Raw genomic sequence first — 12,508 nt, 5'->3', positions numbered from 1 at the left:
GCACAGCCCCGACCGCTCGCTCCCGCCCAAGCAACAAACAACAGAACTCCGCGATAATAGAGGGAAATCCTCGACTGCGTGTCGAGTGAGCCGGGGGCCGCAAGTCCCCGCGCGGGGAGCGGACCATGACGAGCGTCAGCAACTACAAGGTGCGGTCGGGCGACACGCTGTCGGCCATCGCCAAGCGCCACAACACCACCGTCGATGCTCTGGCCAAGGCCAACAACATCAAGGACCCGAACCGCATCAACGCGGGTCAGGTCCTGAAGATCACCGACGGCTTCGACGCGAAGCCGACCGAGACCACCAAGGGCAAGACGCAGCCGAAGGTGGACAACTACCAGCCCACCAAGCCGGCCACGAAGCCGGAGACCACCCCCACCACCCAGGGCGCCGCCCCGGCGGACCTGGGCAGCCTGAGCCGCAAGTACGAGGCGACCGGTCCCGGCACCGTCTCCTCCGGCAGTGGTGACGCGGGCGGCGTGTCCTACGGCTCCTACCAGTTCGCCACCAAGACGGGCTCCGCCAAGGAGTTCGTGGACGGGCTGAAGAACACCTACCCCGACTACCACAAGGCCCTGTCCGGCAAGACGCCCGGCAGCCCCGAGTTCACCAAGGCGTGGAAGGACCTGGCCGCGAAGGAGCCGGAGCGCTTCTTCCAGGCCCAGCACGACGCCATCAAGCGCACGCACTACGACCCGGCCGTGGCGGACATCAAGAAGACCACCGGCCTGGACGTCACCACGCGCTCGAAGGCGCTGCAGGACGTGGCCTGGTCCACCTCCGTCCAGCACCGCAACAACTCCGACGACATCTTCAAGGCCGCGCTCAAGGGCAAGGACCCGGCGAAGATGAGCGACGAGGAGATCATCAAGGCGGTCTACGCCGAGCGCGGCCGGAAGAACGACAACGGCGAGCTGGTCCACTTCCGCAAGAACTCCGCGAAGGTGCAGCAGAGCGTCGCCAACCGCTTCGTGAATGAGTCGAAGGACGCCCTCGCCCAGCTCAAGAAGGAGCAGGCGGCAGGCCCGACGACGAACACGGCGAAGCCCGAGACGAAGCCGGAGACCAAGCCCGCCGCGAAGCCGGAGACCAAGCCCGCGACGAAGCCGGAGACCAAGCCCGCCGCGAAGCCCACCGACTCGACGCCTGTCGAGAAGCCGGGCTCGAAGGAAGCGACGAAGGTCAAGGTCCCCTACTACAGCCAGTTCGAGGGCGGCCACGGCTACACCCCGAACGACACCGCGTGCTTCAACGCGGCGGTGGCCATGGCCAAGGCGGCCGGCGCCACCGTGACGGGCCCGGACAAGCGCATCCAGGTGGCCACGAGCGAGAACTCCAAGGGCCAGGTGACGGTGGACCCGAAGAAGGCCGCCGAGGGCCGCAAGTACATCGACTCGCAGCTCGACGCGGGCAAGCCCGTGGTCGTGGGCGTCAGCCACAAGGACGCCAGCTACAACGCGGACGGGCTCACGGACCACTTCGTGGTCATCACCGGCCGCGGCGTCGACGAGAAGGGCCGCACCTACTACACCTTCCACGACCCGGGGACGAAGCAGACGGCCAAGGGCGCCGACACCAACCCGAACAACCGCTTCTACGTGGATGACAACGGGAAGATGTACCGCGCGGGCAGCAAGGCCACCGGCTACGTCACGGACCGTCAGTTCGAGGTCTCCATGGTCCGCCGCAACGCCTAGCCCCACCGCCTGAAGGCCCCGGCTGCGCGCCGGGTGCCCGCGAAGAACGAAGCCGCGCGCCGGCCCGGGAAACGGGACCTGCGCGCGGCTTCTGCTTTTCGGACACGCCGCGCTCCCTCCTCCCGACCTCGGCTCGACGTTCAGCTCCAACGACGACAACGGGATGATCGTGCGCTTCTGGATGTGCGATGACTGCGCCATGAAGTACGGCCCGGGCCAGGGCCCCATCGACATGGACGACCCGACGAAGCCCGCCGAGCGGCGCTGAGGCGGGCGACCCACCCGGACGGTGGGTGGAGCCGGGCGTACGGGCGGGGTATGGAATACGGGCCTCCCTTCCGCGTCGGAGAAGACATGAACAAGCTCCTCGGCATCGCTTCCCTCGTCCTGGCCTCCGCGGCGCTCGCGGTCTCCCTCATGGGCCCCGGTGAGCCCGCGACTCCGCCCCCCTCGCCGGAAGACGCGCCCCCCGCCATGGTCGACGCCGACGTGGAGGACCTGGAGCGGCGCGTGCGGGCGCTGGAGGACACCGCGCTCGGCCTGTCCCGGCGGCTGATGGCGCTGGAGCAGCGGCCCGCTGTCTCCGCGGACGGCGGCATGGTGGCGGCCCCCGCGGCGCTCACCGCGGAGCTGGAGCAGCTGCGCGCCGAGGTGCGCGGCATGGTGGCGGGCGAGGCCCTCAACTCCGAGGGCGGGCGCGCCTACCTGAAGGACGCCGTGCGCGCCGCACAGGAGGAGATGCGCAACGAGCAGCGCGAGGCCCGCCAGCAGGAGTGGGCCCAGGCGCAGGTCCAGGCCCAGTCGCAGCGCGCGGAGCGCCTGCGCCAGTTCGTGAGCGACGCGAAGCTCAACTACAACCAGGAGCAGGCGCTCACCCGCCGCATGCAGGCCGAGGACTCGAAGCGCCAGGCGCTCATGGCCGAGGTGCAGGCCGGCACGAAGAACCCGCGCGACATCCGCCAGGAGCTGCGCGCCGAGCGCCAGCAGACGGACCAGGAGATGAGCGCGCTGCTCAACGAGGAGCAGCAGGCGAAGTACCAGGAGATGCGCCGCGAGGAGGGCGGAGGCGGCGGCCGCCAGCGCGGGCCTCGTGGTGAGCGCGCCGGCGGGCAGCAGCCGTAGCCCGCCTCAGCCCCCCGGGGGCCGCGCGTTGTGGGAGATGATGAGCACCTCCTCCGGCCTGGGCTCCTCGCGCGCCCAGGCCAGCAGCGCGCCCAGGCCATCCGTATCCCGGGGCCTCGCCGTCTCCAGCGCCACCTCTTCCCGGTACGGGAAGAAGAGGTCCTTCTCCCCCAGGCTCTGCTCCACCCAGCGCCGCCAGCCGGGCAGCGAGCGACCCGGGGCGGGCTGCACGCCCACCACCTCGTAGCCCGCCGCCGTGAAGGTCCGGTGCAGCCCCACCACCGTGGCGCCCGTGCCGAAGCCGCACACCACGCTCCTCACCGCGGGGAAGACGTCGCGCACCACCTCGCGCAGCCGCACGGCCCACGACGCCACGCACTCCACCAGCTCCCCGTTGGCCAGCTGCCGCGGCCAGCACCACCCGTCGCGCTCGTAGCCCCGCGCCAGCTCCCAGGCTTCGGCGAGCCCGCGCACGGTGCGCACCTCGCCGCCGAACCCGTTCGTCCGCAGGTAGCCCGTCCCCGCCGCGTCCGTCACCGCCACCACCGGCAGCCCCCGCTCCCGCCCCAGCGCGTCCAGCGCCAGCGCGGTGGCGGCCCCGGACAGCTCCACCAGCCCCCTTGCCCCCTCCGGGAGTGAGGACTCCAGGTACCGCGAGAAGGTGAGGTACTTGAGGCTGCCGGCGGGGAGCGCTCCGCCCCACAGCACCACGGGGCCTCCAGGCCAGGGACGCGACAGCGGAAAGACGACGCGCATGCGGGGCAGCCTCCAGCCCCCAGGCTTTCCCTCGGGAGGCCCGGGCGCCACGGCCCGCCGTCCCACGCTGTCGGCCCGTGGACCGGAAGTCCGCCTGTCCGCCCTCCGAGGACACTCGTCTCCTCCTCCGGGCCCACGCGAAAAGCCTCGGGGGGCTGGAGGCTGTGCGATAGTCGGCGTCGCACTCTCATGCTGCGCCGCCTCCTCCCCACCCTCGTGGCCCTGGGCTGCGGCCTCCTGGCTCTCGGCTGGGGGCTGGTCAGCCTGCAGCGCATCTTCGGCCAGGAGCGCGAGGAGGCCCACGCCCAGGTGCGCCTGCGCCGCGAGGCGCTGGAGCACGCCGCCTCCGAGTCGCTCCGACAGAGCCTGGCCCGGCTGCTCGAGGAGACCATCCCCGCGCTCCACGAGGCGGTGGGTGACCCGCTGGCCCCGGCCGAGGGCTTCTACCTCCTCTTCCGCAACTACCAGTTCCTGCCCCGCCTCACCCGCCCCAGCGCCGGCTACCGGACGCCCGCGCGCGACGCGTACCTCGTCCTCGAGGCACACCTCGCGGACGGCTCGCCCGCGGGCAAGTGGGAGCAGCGCCTGGCGCGGCTGCGCGCGGTGGAGGCGGCGCTCGCGGCCCGCAACACCCGAGGCGTGGGGCGGCTGGTGGAGGACCTGCTGCGCTACCACGCCGCCAACCCGCTGCCCGCGGTGCAGGAGCTCCCCTTCCTGGTGCTGACCCTGGAGCGGCTGCAGCGCGGAAAGGACACGGAGCCGCTGGTGCGGGCGCTGCTGCGCGAGGGCCTGCCGGAGGACTTCGGCGGCTTCGCCCGGGCCTCGGGCCTCCAGCGAGACCTGCTGCGCGAGCGCTCGCGCTTCACCCAGTCGGACTTCGACTTCCTCCACGAGCACATCGTCCGGCTGAGCACCGTGCTGGGCGAGCCCACCCGTGACTTCCTGGACCGCGCGGGCGAGGTGGGCGCCGGCGCGCTGGTGATGCCGGACGGGCTGGTGGAGCCGACGCTGATTGGCGACACGTGGTACGTGGAGCCCAAGAACGAGGAGGCCGTCTATGGCATCGCCGTGGACGTGGTGGCGCTGCTGCGCCCCATCGCGGATGACCTGCGCGCGCGCCGCCTGCTCGACGCGGACGGCACGCTGAGCCTCAAGACGGAACACACCGTGCAGCCCATGCGCACGCTGCGGGTGCGCGCGGAGATGCCGCAGTGGGCGCGGGCGGAGGCGGACATCGAGGCGCGCTACGGCCTGAAGACGGTGCTGGTGGCGTTGTGCGGCGCGCTGGCCATGGCCATCTTCGCGCTGTCCGTGGTGTCACAGCAGCGCAAGTACCGCTTCCTGGAGCTGAAGAGCGACTTCGTGGCCACCGTCTCGCACGAGCTGCGCACGCCGCTGGCCTCCATCCGCCTGCTGGGCGAGACGCTGGAGCGCAAGCTGGCGCACACGCCCGAGGTGCGCGACTACCCGGCGCGCATCGTCCAGGCCGCCGACGGGCTGCACTTCCTCGTGGAGAACATCCTGTCCTTCAACCGCATCGACAAGGGCCGCTGGAAGCTGCGGACTTCGCGGGTGCGCCTGGAGGAGCTGGTCAACCCGCTGCGCGACGACCTGGCCAGCGCCACGACGGTGCCGGTGGACCTGGTGACGGACGTGGGCGACGCGGAGCTGGAGGCGGACCCCTCGCTGCTGCGGCTGCTCTTCGCCAACCTGGGCCGCAACGCGTGCGCCTACAACCGGCGCAGCCCGGTGTGCATCTCCGTCACCGCGCAGACGATTCCCGGCCACGGCTGCACGGTGCTCTTCCGCGACAACGGCGTGGGCATGCCCGAGAACGAATGGGAGAACGTCTTCCAGGACTTCTACCGGCTGACCCAGCCGGGGCCGGAGGTCCACGGCAGTGGCCTGGGGCTGGCGCTCTGCCGGAAGATCATGCGGCTGCATGGAGGCGACATCCAGGTGGCCACCTCCAGTCCTGAAGGCACCACCTTCGCTCTCACCTTTCACGAGTCGTACCGATGACCACCGCCACTCCGAACCCGACCACCCGCCCCTCCGTCCTCATCGTCGAGGATGACGCCCACCTGCGCGTCGGCCTGCGCGACAACCTCCAGGATGAGGGGTACGTGGTGTCCGAGGCCCCCTCCGCCCGCGACGCCGAGCCGCTGCTGCGCGAGCGCGAGTTCGACCTGCTCATCCTGGACGTGATGCTGCCGGGCGAGGACGGCTACTCCTTCTGCCGGCGGCTGCGCTCCCAGGGTGTGAAGAGCATGGTGATGATGCTCACCGCGCGCTCGCTGGAGGACGACATCCTCCGGGGCTTCGAGGCGGGAGCGCAGGACTACCTCACCAAGCCCTACCGGCTGCGGGAATTGCTCGCGCGGGTGCGCGCGCTGGTGCGCCGGGCCGGCACGCCCCCGCCGCAGGTGATGACCTTCAGCGGCTTCACCCTGGACCTGGGCCGGCGCGCGGTGACGAAGCCGGACGGGACGGACGTGGAGCTGACGCGCACCGAGTTCGACCTGCTCGCCTTCCTGCTGCGCCACAAGGACCGGGCCCTGCCGCGAGGGGAAATCCTGGACGCGGTGTGGGGCCGGGACGTGGTGGTGGACCCGCGCACGGTGGACAACTTCGTCTCCAGCCTGAAGAAGAAGCTGGGCTGGACGAGCACGTCGGGTTTCACCATCCACACGATTCGCGGCGTGGGCTACCGGATGGAGCTCTCCGCCCCGTGACAGAACAGTGATGAAGCGATGGCCGGCCCACGGCCATCCCGCTGTCCGCGCCACGTAGGTTGACTCGTGCGTGGACAGGGCGCTCCAGAGCCATCCGCCCACGCCGGTGTCGCCCGCCGCGCGTCAGGCGGTGGGTCCACCGGGAGCGCCCGTCGAGGCGGGAGGCCAGCCGGTATGTTCAAGTCGGTCATCGAGCGGCAGCGGGCGGGGCGACTGGGGACGGGGACGTGGGTGTCCATCGGCGTGCATGCGGCGCTGTTCGCCGCGGTGCTCTTCATCTCCGCGCGGCCTCCGGAGCCGCCGCCCGAGAAGGACCCGTACGACGGCATGCGCATCATCGTGCCGCGGGGCCCGAGCGTGCGCAGGGGCACCCCGGCGCCCGTGCCTCCGAAGCAGGCCCATACCCCTCGCGCCAGGCCCCGGGACAGGAACCGCGCGCCCCGCACGCCCCAGCCGCTGCCCACGGACCCGCGCCCGCCCGAGCCCGACACGACGCCGTCCACGGGCAGGAATGACGCGGTCGCCAACACCGTGGGCACGAGCGGCCCCGTGGGCCACCCGGACGGAGACCCGGACAGCCTGCTCCCCGACGGCCCGCTGCCCACGGGCATCTCCGGGGACCTGGTGCGCAGAGCCACGGACGTGGAGCACCTTCCCTTCGGCGACGGCATGACGCCGCCGGTGATGCTGAGCGGAGCGCCCATCGAATACACGTCCCTGGCGCGCGCGGCCGAGGTGGAAGGCACGCTCATCGCCAAGTGTGTCATCACCCGCGAGGGACGGATGCGGGACTGCCGCGTCCTCAAGGGCCTGGCCTATATGGACGAGGCGGTGGTGGAAGCGCTGGAGACCCGACGCTACCGCCCGGTGACGTTCCAGGGCAGCCCGGTGTCCGTGTCCTATCACGTCACCGTCAGGCTCAAGCTGCCCCGCTAGCGCGCCCTCGCGCATGCGTGATTGCGCCGCCCTCCTCCCCTCTTGGCGGGAAGGAGGGCGGTGCCGTTTCAGGGGTGCGCCAGCACCTGGAGCGAGCGGGCTTTCCCCATGACACAACCGTGACCAAGAGATGGACGGGCCACGGCCATTCCGAGGGGGCGACTGCGTAGTTTGACTCTTGCGTGGTCAGGGCGCTCCAGAAGCAACCGAACACGTCGGCATCCGCCCGTGGGGAGCGGACGGATGCCGGGAGCGCCCGTCCTTGGAGGAGGCCTTCCACCATGTTCCAGTCAGTCATCGAGCGGCAGCGGGCAGGGCGTCTTGGCACGGGCATGTGGCTGTCCATCGCAGCGCACGCGGCGCTGTTCGCCGCGGTGCTCTTCATCTCCGCGAGGCCCGCGGAGCTGCCGCCCGAGCCGGAGAAGGACTACGTCCTCCGGCTGAGCCCGGGCCCCAACCTGGCCAAGGGCTCGCCGGCGCCCGCCGCCCCGAAGCAGGCCGTCGCCCCGAAGCCCCGCCCGCGCAACCCGGACCGCGCCCCCCGCAAGGTGCAGCCGCTGCCGGCGGACCCGCAGCCTCCGGTGGACGACACGCCGCCTTCCGACTCGAGCGACACCGACGAGGTGGCGGACCCGGGCGAGGGCGTGGCCGGCGGCCACCCGGACGGAGACCCGAACAGCACGGTCATCGGGGTGCCGCTCGTCCCCGGCCTCCCGGGAGGCACGGGCCAGGGCCCCACGGGCACGGAGGTCCTCCCCTTCGGCCAGGGCATGACGCCGCCGACGCAGGTGCGCGTCACCCCCATCGACTACACGCCCGCGGCGCGCGCGGCCCAGGTGGAGGGCACGCTCATCGCCAGGTGCGTCATCACGGTGGAGGGCAGCGTGCGCGACTGCCGCGTCATCCGGGGCCTGCCGCACATGAACGAGGTGGTGGTGGACGCGCTGGAGAGCTGGCGCTACCGCCCGGTGACGTACCAGGGCAAGGCGGTCAGCGTGTCCTACGTCTTCACCCTCCGGCTCAAGCTGCCCCGGTAGGGCCTCACAGGTCGACGCCGCCCGCCGGCACCAGCACGTGCTTGAGCACGTAGGCCTTCAGGCGCTGGCGGACGGTGTCATCCTGGGTGAGAGCGATTTGGGGGTGCACGCGGGTGGCCACCTCGAAGAGCACCGCCTCCAGCAGCATGCCGTCCTTCGCAATGACATACAGCCGGTCCAGCGTGGGGTCCGACGCGTCCGTCTTCCCCCGCGCCTTCTGGTCCTCGTGGACGACGAGCGCGACGCCCAGGCACTCCAGTTCCTCCACGGAGGTGAAGTGCTCCTCGGTGGTGCCGGTCATCTCCTTGCGGTGGGAGGGCTCGCCCAGCCACAGCGCCTTGCAGTTGGCGAAGGCGAACCAGCCCAGGTCGTGGTTGGGGTCGAACTGGATGGAGACCTCCTCGCCCACGCGCTCCGCGTAGCCACGGGGGACGATGGCGTCCTCGCGGATGACGAGCCCCAGGTGTGAGTACGTCTGGAAGAACTGGCGGATGACGGGGTAGCGCGGGTTGAGCGTCAGGCACATGCCCCACGCGTCGAGCGCCTCGTCGAAGCGCCCCAGCTTCGCGAGCGCGTTGCCCATGAAGAACCAGGAGCGGTGGTCATCCGGGTTGAGGACGGTGGCCTTGCGGTAGTGCGCCAGCGCGGTGGCCGCGTCATCCGCGAAGAGGGCCGCGTCGCCCCGGAAGTTCCAGGCCATGTAGCAGTCCGGGCACACCTCGGTGGCGCGCGCGTAGAACTTCCCCGCCTCCTCGTACTTCTTCGCCTGGAAGAGGGGCTCGGCCTCGTCGAGCAGCTTGCGCGCCTCCGGGTTCTCCGGCCACTCGCGGACGACGCGCTCGCCCTTCTCCACCACCACGCGGGGGAACTCCACCGCCTGCACGCGCTGGGGCCACAGTTGGTCTCCCCAGCCTCCCGGCGGCGAGTCCTTCCCCTCTACGCGATAGGACACCTCCGACGCCTCCAGCCACTTCGCGATTTCCGACGGAGACAGGTACCGCGGCTGCTCCGGCCGGGGCTTCGTGGCGGCGGAGTGGACTTCCGGCTTCGACACGGGAGCGGGCTTCTGCGACGACGCACAGCCCAGGACGAGCGCACAGCCGGCGGCGATGAGTGAGCGGTTCAAGCGGGCAAGCCCTTTCCGTGGATGCGGCGCACCCAGTCTATGCGCCGGCCACCGGGTCACCGCGCACCCGAAATGAAAAGACATGGTCCTGGCGCGGCGCGCCTCGTTTTCCTCCAGTCCCGGGGAGTACGGTTCTCCCTGGTTCATGACTGACGTTGGGCACACAGGAGGAGACATGCGGATGCAGGGGATGAAGCGAAGCAGCACGCTGGCGCTCGCCGTGGGGGGCCTGTTGGCGTGGGGTTGTGGTGGGACGCTGGAGCCGGTGGAGGAGCCGACCTCCGCCGTAGTGGAAGAGGCGCGGTGTGGCACCGGGGACGCGGACGCGGCGGAGTTGGCGCGCGTGGAGACGCGGCTGGCGGAGCGCGACGTGCGCGCGACGCGGCTGCCGGGCACGGTGCGCGTGCCCACGTACGTGCACGTGCTTCGCTCCGGGACGGCCACGACGCAGGGCAATGTGCCGGACTCGGTGGTGAGCGCGCAGATTGCGGTGCTGAACTCGGCCTACAGCGGCACGCCCTTCTACTTCGACCACGTGCTCACCACGCGGACCACGAATGCCACCTGGTATGCCCTGACACCGGGCGGCTCGGCGGAGCGGATGGCCAAGACGGCGCTGCGCCGGGGCGGCAAGGAGTCGCTCAATTTGTACCTGGCGAACCCCGGCGGCGGGCTGCTCGGCTGGGCGACGTTCCCCTGGAGCCAGGCCTCCAATCCGGTGAACGACGGCGTGGTGATGCTGAACTCGACACTGCCGGGTGGCACGGCGGCGCCGTACAACCAGGGCGACAGCGCCGTGCACGAGGTGGGGCACTGGCTGGGCCTGAATCACACGGTGCAGGGCTGCTCGGCGGATGACGGCGTGGCGGACACGCCGAGGTCCAATGCCACCACGGGCGCCTGCGCGCTGGGGCTGGACACGTGCGTGGCCGACCCCGGGCCGGACCCCGTCCGCAACTACATGGGCTTCACGGATGACGCCTGCATGAACGAGTTCACGCCCGGCCAGGGCGTGCGCATGGACAACATGGCGCTCATGTATCGCTGAGTCGCGGGTGACGTGAGGGAGCCCCCGGGCGGACGGGCCTGCGTGGCCGCCCGCCAGGGAACCGTCCACCCGCGGGTGGATGGGACTGCCGCGTGTCAGGAGCGGACAGGACACGCCGCCCGCCCATCCGGGCGGCTGCCAGGTGGAATGAACGTTCCTTCCAGGACGGCCGGCCTCCGGGCGAGGACTCCACGTGTCCGGTCCGAGCGGCATCGTGAAGCCCTGCGGGAGGAAAGCCTCGCGCGGGGGGCCGGCCCCGGTTAGGAGCGAGGCGCCGCCCCCGGCCAGGGGCGCGGTACCGAAGGCGCACGGGCGAGACCTCCCTGGCTGGAGGCCGACCGGCCCCGGATTCCCGGCATGGACGATGTCGAGCATCGAGTACGACGTGGTGGTGGTGGGCGCGGGCTTCGGCGGGCTCGCCACGGCGCTGGAGCTGACGCGGCGGGGCGCGCGCGTGGCGCTGTGCGAGACGCTGAACTACCCCGGCGGCTGTGCCAGCACCTTCCGGCGGGAAGGTCATGCCTTCGAGGCCGGGGCCACGCTGTTCTCCGGCTTCGAGCCGCACCAGCTCTTCGGCCGCTGGATTCGCGAGCACGGCATGGCCGTGACGGTGGACTGGCTGGACCCGGTGGTGGAGCTGCGCACGCCGGAGCTCCGGCTGCCGGTGCATCGGGACAAGGCACGGTTCATCGAATCGCTGTGCGCCCTGCCCGGCGCGCCCGTCACCGGCATCCGACGCCTGTTCGCGTTGCAGGGCCAGGTGGCCGAGGCGCTGTGGCCGCTGTTCGATGACCCGGGCCTGCTGCCGCCGCTGGACGTGAAGGCGCTGCTGCGCCACTCGGGGCGCGCGCTCCGGTATGCGCCGCTGCTGCGGTGGATGGGCCGGCCGCTGGGCGCGGTGCTGGAGACGCTGGGGCTCACGGGCTTCGCGCCGCTGCGCACTTACCTGGATGCGCTCTGCCAAATCACGGTGCAGTGCAGCGCGGCCGAGGCGGAGGCGCCCTTCGCCCTGGCGGCCATGGACTACTACTGGCGAGGCACGGGCCATGTGAGGGGCGGCATCGGCAAGCTGGCGGAGGCGATGGCGAAGGCGGTGGAGGCGCGCGGCGGCACGGTGCTGCTGGCCAACCGGGTGAAGTCGATTACCCGGATGCCTGGAGGCTGGAGCGTGGCGTCGCGCAAGGGCGAGCTGCGGGCGCGGAACGTCGTGGCCAACCTGCTGCCGCGCGGCGTGCTCCGGCTGCTGGGCCTGCCACCCGAGCAACTCCCCCGGCTGGGAGCGATGTCCGAGCGCATCAGTGAAGGCTGGGGCGCGGCGATGCTCTACCTGGTGGTGAAGGCGCCGGAGCACGAGGGCGGCAGCGCGCACCACCTGGAGTTGGTACGGGACGCGGGCGCGCCGTTCATCGAGGGCAACCACCTGTTCATGTCCATCAGCGGCGCGGCGGACGAGGGCCGCGCGCCAGAAGGGCACCGCACGGTGACGGTGTCCACCCACGTGCCGCTGAAGACGCTGGCGGGCCTGCGGACAGAGGAACAGGGCGCGTATCTGTCGGGCATCCAGGAGCGCATGCGCGCGGGGCTGGAACACCTGGCGCCCGAATGGATGGCCGGGCTCACGCACACGATGACGGCGTCACCGCGCACGTATCAGCGCTTCACGCAGCGGGAGGGCGGCGCGGTGGGCGGAGTGCCCCGGCGCGCGGGGTTCGCGAACTACCGGAACCTGGGCCCCATGCAGGTCATGGACGGGCTTTGGCTCGTCGGGGACTCGGTGTTCCCAGGCCAGAGCACGCTGGCCACGGCGGTGGGCGGCGTGCGCACCGCCGCGAGCATCGCCTCGCGCGGCTAGGCCAGTCGAAGCCAGTTCTGTCAGGGGTGGCCATTGCCGAGGCCGAGAACTCGGGCCACGGCGCGGCTACCCCCTGAACGGCTCAAGAGCTCCTTTCAGAAACCGCATCCGAGGGGATTCTTGAAAGGAACTCCAGGTTCGGCGGGCCTGGCGGAAGGACCGTTCCTTCCGCGCGACAGGCGCCCGCCCTGGGAGC

Annotated in this window: 10 protein-coding genes; 8 read left to right on the top strand and 2 right to left on the bottom strand. The window is 71.4% G+C overall.

The annotated features are described in order from the left end of the window. The first annotated feature begins 125 nt into the window (after positions 1-125). Both ACX9TP_RS15760 and ACX9TP_RS15755 read left to right on the top strand, forming a co-directional pair. On the top strand, positions 126-1,700 hold the full coding sequence (locus ACX9TP_RS15760) for a VgrG-related protein (protein WP_482980545.1): 1,575 nt from the start codon (positions 126-128) through the stop codon (positions 1,698-1,700). Between the two features lie 354 nt (positions 1,701-2,054). Continuing rightward, complete coding sequence (locus ACX9TP_RS15755) at positions 2,055-2,822, top strand: hypothetical protein (RefSeq protein WP_482980544.1); 768 nt, start codon at positions 2,055-2,057, stop codon at positions 2,820-2,822. 6 nt (positions 2,823-2,828) lie between these two features. Here the strand turns inward: ACX9TP_RS15755 and ACX9TP_RS15750 are convergent, their stop codons facing one another. Continuing rightward, complete coding sequence (locus ACX9TP_RS15750; RefSeq protein ID WP_482980543.1) at positions 2,829-3,578, bottom strand: pyridoxal-phosphate dependent enzyme; 750 nt, start codon at positions 3,576-3,578, stop codon at positions 2,829-2,831. Between the two features lie 189 nt (positions 3,579-3,767). On the opposite strand from ACX9TP_RS15750, the gene ACX9TP_RS15745 reads away from it, so the two are divergent. The 4 genes from ACX9TP_RS15745 (at position 3,768) to ACX9TP_RS15730 (ending at position 8,286) form a co-directional block, all read left to right on the top strand. Further along, positions 3,768-5,600, top strand: a complete 1,833-nt coding sequence (locus ACX9TP_RS15745; RefSeq protein WP_482980542.1) for a sensor histidine kinase — start codon at positions 3,768-3,770, stop codon at positions 5,598-5,600. Then, a complete protein-coding gene (locus tag ACX9TP_RS15740) occupies positions 5,597-6,313 on the top strand; it encodes a response regulator transcription factor (RefSeq protein ID WP_482980541.1) in 717 nt (238 codons plus the stop codon). Before ACX9TP_RS15745 ends, ACX9TP_RS15740 begins: the two co-directional genes overlap by 4 nt. A 174-nt stretch (positions 6,314-6,487) precedes the next feature. Then, the gene (locus tag ACX9TP_RS15735; RefSeq protein WP_482980540.1) at positions 6,488-7,249 is read left to right on the top strand and encodes an energy transducer TonB; all 762 of its coding nucleotides are present in this window, start codon (positions 6,488-6,490) and stop codon (positions 7,247-7,249) included. Between the two features lie 281 nt (positions 7,250-7,530). Further along, positions 7,531-8,286: an energy transducer TonB gene (locus ACX9TP_RS15730; protein WP_482980539.1), complete on the top strand. Its 756-nt coding sequence runs from the start codon at positions 7,531-7,533 to the stop codon at positions 8,284-8,286. Positions 8,287-8,290: 4 nt separating this feature from the next. Here ACX9TP_RS15730 and ACX9TP_RS15725 read toward each other — a convergent pair whose 3' ends face one another. Continuing rightward, on the bottom strand, positions 8,291-9,412 hold the full coding sequence (locus ACX9TP_RS15725) for a tetratricopeptide repeat protein (protein WP_482980538.1): 1,122 nt from the start codon (positions 9,410-9,412) through the stop codon (positions 8,291-8,293). Between the two features lie 190 nt (positions 9,413-9,602). Between ACX9TP_RS15725 and ACX9TP_RS15720 the strand changes: the two genes are divergently transcribed. Beyond that, positions 9,603-10,460: a zinc metalloprotease gene (locus ACX9TP_RS15720; protein ID WP_482980537.1), complete on the top strand. Its 858-nt coding sequence runs from the start codon at positions 9,603-9,605 to the stop codon at positions 10,458-10,460. A 364-nt stretch (positions 10,461-10,824) separates the two neighbouring features. Then, a complete protein-coding gene (locus ACX9TP_RS15715) occupies positions 10,825-12,312 on the top strand; it encodes a phytoene desaturase family protein (protein WP_482980536.1) in 1,488 nt (495 codons plus the stop codon). The last annotated feature ends 196 nt before the right edge of the window (positions 12,313-12,508 follow it).

This window comes from Pyxidicoccus sp. M15 (assembly GCF_056858435.1).
Note: the sequence above shows the minus strand (reverse complement) of the source record. Positions and strands in the feature narration are given on the sequence as shown.